The 3,337-nt window shown below is 62.0% G+C and carries 5 protein-coding genes; 1 reads left to right on the forward strand and 4 read right to left on the reverse strand.

All coding sequences use genetic code 11. The features are described from left to right. The coding region (locus tag EN893_RS39455; RefSeq protein WP_245490901.1) for a chorismate synthase at nucleotides 1-477 on the reverse strand (477 nt) is incomplete at its 3' end. Between EN893_RS39455 and EN893_RS25110 the strand changes: the two genes are divergently transcribed. Beyond that, nucleotides 476-736, forward strand: a complete 261-nt coding sequence (locus tag EN893_RS25110; RefSeq protein WP_027035965.1) for a DUF1344 domain-containing protein — start codon at nucleotides 476-478, stop codon at nucleotides 734-736. The genes EN893_RS39455 and EN893_RS25110 overlap by 2 nt on opposite strands. 167 nt (nucleotides 737-903) lie before the next feature. Here EN893_RS25110 and EN893_RS25115 read toward each other — a convergent pair whose 3' ends face one another. The 3 genes from EN893_RS25115 to EN893_RS25125 all read right to left on the reverse strand — a co-directional run. After that, the gene (locus EN893_RS25115) at nucleotides 904-1,491 is read right to left on the reverse strand and encodes a histidine phosphatase family protein (protein WP_127268176.1); all 588 of its coding nucleotides are present in this window, start codon (nucleotides 1,489-1,491) and stop codon (nucleotides 904-906) included. Nucleotides 1,492-1,537: 46 nt separating this feature from the next. Next, nucleotides 1,538-2,356 carry an enoyl-ACP reductase FabI gene (gene fabI / locus EN893_RS25120; protein ID WP_127268175.1) on the reverse strand — a complete coding sequence of 273 codons (819 nt, stop codon included), beginning with the start codon at nucleotides 2,354-2,356 and terminating at the stop codon, nucleotides 1,538-1,540. A 106-nt stretch (nucleotides 2,357-2,462) separates the two neighbouring features. Further along, on the reverse strand, nucleotides 2,463-3,337 hold an 875-nt coding region (locus EN893_RS25125; RefSeq protein WP_164901086.1), incomplete at its 5' end, for a DnaJ C-terminal domain-containing protein.

A 3,337-nucleotide genomic window follows, 5' to 3' on the forward strand; every position in this document is an offset into this window, starting at 1 on the left:
CTTTGAACGTTGGTCGACATTCTCGATCAGCATCGACACCGGCGTGCCGGTGGTGATCATCGTCTCGCCGTCCTCGTCGAAGATGAAGCCGGACAGCACCTTCACTTCATCCGGTTCGCGACGCTGCGTGACGAAACGTGATTGCCCCGGCCGGCGCTTGTCGAGTTCGGCCTGGATGTCTGCTCGAGTGAAGCGGATGCCGGGCGGACAGCCGTCGACCACGCAACCGAGCGACGGGCCATGGCTTTCGCCCCAGGTGGTGACGCGGAAAAGGTGGCCGAACGTGTTGTGAGACATGAAATGACCCTGCCCGGCATCGGAGCCGGCTGAAGATTGCGTTCTATTGGCGTTTTTCACAGGGGTCAAACTGTGATCTGGCGGATTTAGTTTTGACACATTCGGTTGGTTTCTGCTCTGCTCCATCCGCCGTTGAACGCCCGCCGCCATGCCGGCGCAATGATAAAGAGGAACGATCATGCGTACCCTGATTGGCGCCATTGCCGCCACGCTGCTGCTTTCCACCGCCGCTTTCGCCGGCCAGACCGAAGGCCTGATCAAGAAGATCGACAAGGATACGGCGACGCTGACGCTGGATGACGGCAAGTCCTACAAGCTGAACGCCGAGACCGATCTCGACGCGCTGAAGCCGGGCATGGACATCGTCATCGCCTACGATGTGACCAATGGCGAAAACATCGTCACCGACATGGAACTGCCGGACAGCTCTGCCAACTAGAGCTTCCAACCTCAATTGAATGCTGTGTTTGCGGTTCAGCTTTCGCCGAGCCGCCTGCCAATGGCCTAAAGCGTGTCGCGTCTGAACGGATTCAGGCGACCCGCTTTAGGTCTTTGTTTTATGCATGTCGTTCTCCCAAAACCGGGGTCACTTTTGGGCGACATGCATTAAAGCCACTCCAGACTCTTGCCTTCGAGCTTGAGCAGGCGATCCTGCGGTATTTCCAGGTTCGCGGCCTCGTCCTCGGCCAGCCCCAGAACGAAGCGAAACAAGGTGCGCATGACGCCGCCATGGGTCACGCATATCGTCTGGCGTTCGATCGCGTCGAAGCATGGCCTCACCCGTTCGAGCAGCATCTGATAGCTCTCCGCACCTTCGCCGGGCGGCTGAAAGTTCCACTTGTCCAGAGCACGCGTCATGCTCGCTCCGGGATATCCTGTCTCGAGCTCGGGAAAGGTAAATCCCTGCCAATCGCCGAAATTGACTTCGACGAGGCGCGGATCGGTTCGATAGGCATCCGGATCGAGCTTCATCGCGGCGCGAATACGCTGCATCGTTTCGCGCGTCCGTTTCATCGGACTGGCGAGGAAATCGAATTCCCAGGGATTTGGGACCAACGCGGCTAGCCGAAGCCCGTTGCCGGTCGCCTGTTCGCGGCCAAGAGCGTTGAGATCGGTATCGGCCTGCCCCTGAAGTCGCATTTCGGCGTTCCACGCGGTCTGGCCGTGGCGCGCGATATAAACCAGCGGGTACATCAGGTCTTCCGGTGCGGGATCGGGACGGACGACGGTTGGCCGGGCGTTAGTCCTTGACCGTCGAAATATCAGGCGCGTCGACCGCCTTCATGCCGACGACGTGGTAGCCCGAATCGACGTGATGCACTTCACCGGTGACGCCGCGCGACAGGTCGGACAGGAAATAGACGCCGGAATCGCCGACTTCCTCCTGCGTGACCGTCTGCTTCAGCGGCGAATTGTACTCGTTCCACTTCAGGATGTAGCGGAAATCGCCGATGCCGGAGGCGGCCAACGTCTTGATCGGGCCGGCCGAGATGGCGTTGACGCGGATCTTCTTGGCGCCGAGGTCGACCGCCAGGTAGCGCACGCTGGCCTCGAGCGCCGCCTTGGCGACACCCATGACGTTGTAGTGCGGCATCACTTTTTCGGCGCCGTAGTAGGTCAGCGTCAGCAACGAGCCGCCATCGGTCATCAGCGCCTCGGCGCGCTTGGCTATGGTGGTGAAGGAATAGACCGAAATGTCCATGGTGCGCAGGAAATTGTCGCGCGTCGTCTCGACATAGCGGCCGGTCAGTTCATCCTTGTCGGAGAAGGCGATGGCGTGGACGAGGAAATCAAGCTTGCCCCAGTGCCTGGCGACATTGGCGAAAACCTCGTCCAGGCTCGCCGGATCGGTGACGTCGCAATGGCCGGCGACAAAGGCGCCCAGTTCCGCCGCCAGCGGCTCGACGCGCTTCTTGAACGCCTCGCCCTGATAGGTCAGCGCGATCTCGGCGCCATGGTCGACGCACGACTTGGCGATGCCATAGGCGATCGACCTATTGTTGGCGACGCCAAGAATGAGGCCGCGCTTGCCGGCCATTAGGCCCTGTCCACCCGCCATGTGAGCGCTCTCCGCAAGATTTCAGCTTTGTGGGTTGCCCTATCGCACAGGCACAGAGCCCCTTCAAGCGTCCAAACCGGACAGTTCGGGGGACAAAAGCCGCCGATCAGCCTTTTTGGCCGCGCAACAGCGCTTCGAGCGCGCTGTCGCCGCCTTCCGGCAGCATGATACGCACATGAGCGTAGAGATCGCCGTGGCCGCCGGCCTTTTCCGGCAGGCCTCTGCCCTTCAGCCGCAGGACCTTGTCGGAGCTCGACCAGGCCGGAATGTTGACCGCGAGCCTGCCGGTCGGCGTCTCGACCGGCACCTTGGCGCCGAGCACCGCATCCGCCAGTACCACCGGTAGATCGGCGTGCAGGTCGCGGCCCTCGATGCGGTAGCGTGGATGTCGGCGCAGATGGATCTTGACCAGCGCGTCGCCTGGCTGGCCTGGCCCCTGCTCGCCTTGGCCCTTGAGGCGGATGGTCTGACCATCCTCGACATAGGCCGGCAGCTTGACCGCCACCTTGCGGCCGTCGGGGAACATCGCCGTCACCTTTTCGGCGGTCGCCGCTTCCTCGATGGTGATATCGAGCGTCACGTTCAGATCGGCTGCTGTCGCCTGCTGGCGGCGATCGCCCGTGCCGGGACCGCGCGCGCCCGAAAAAGTGTCGCCAAAAATCTGGCTGAAGATGTCGCTGTTGCCGTCGAACGGATCGCCACCCGGTCGGCCGGAGCGGAATTCGAACCGCGAACCGCCCGGACCCTGTTGCCGACGAAAGCCGCCAAAGGGATCGCCGCCACCGGCAGCGCCTTCAAAGCCCTGGAATCGCGGCTTGCCGTCGGCGTCGATCTCGCCGCGATCGAAAGCGGCGCGATTCTTTTCGTCGCCGACGATCTCGTAGGCCTGGTTGGCCGCGGCAAAACGGTCCTTCGCCTTGGGATCATTCGGATTCTGGTCCGGATGATGCTTCTTGGCGAGTTTCCGATACGCCGACTTTA

This window comes from Mesorhizobium sp. M7A.F.Ca.CA.004.04.2.1, from assembly GCF_004022825.1.
Classification (GTDB): domain Bacteria; phylum Pseudomonadota; class Alphaproteobacteria; order Rhizobiales; family Rhizobiaceae; genus Mesorhizobium.

Excerpts from the sequence above, each read along its gene's own strand:
- fabI (WP_127268175.1), bottom strand. The coding sequence starts at position 2,356 with ATGGCGGGTGGACAGGGCCTAATGGCCGGCAAGCGCGGCCTCATTCTT.
- EN893_RS25115 (WP_127268176.1), bottom strand. The coding sequence starts at position 1,491 with ATGTACCCGCTGGTTTATATCGCGCGCCACGGCCAGACCGCGTGGAAC.
- EN893_RS25110 (WP_027035965.1), top strand. The coding sequence starts at position 476 with ATGCGTACCCTGATTGGCGCCATTGCCGCCACGCTGCTGCTTTCCACC.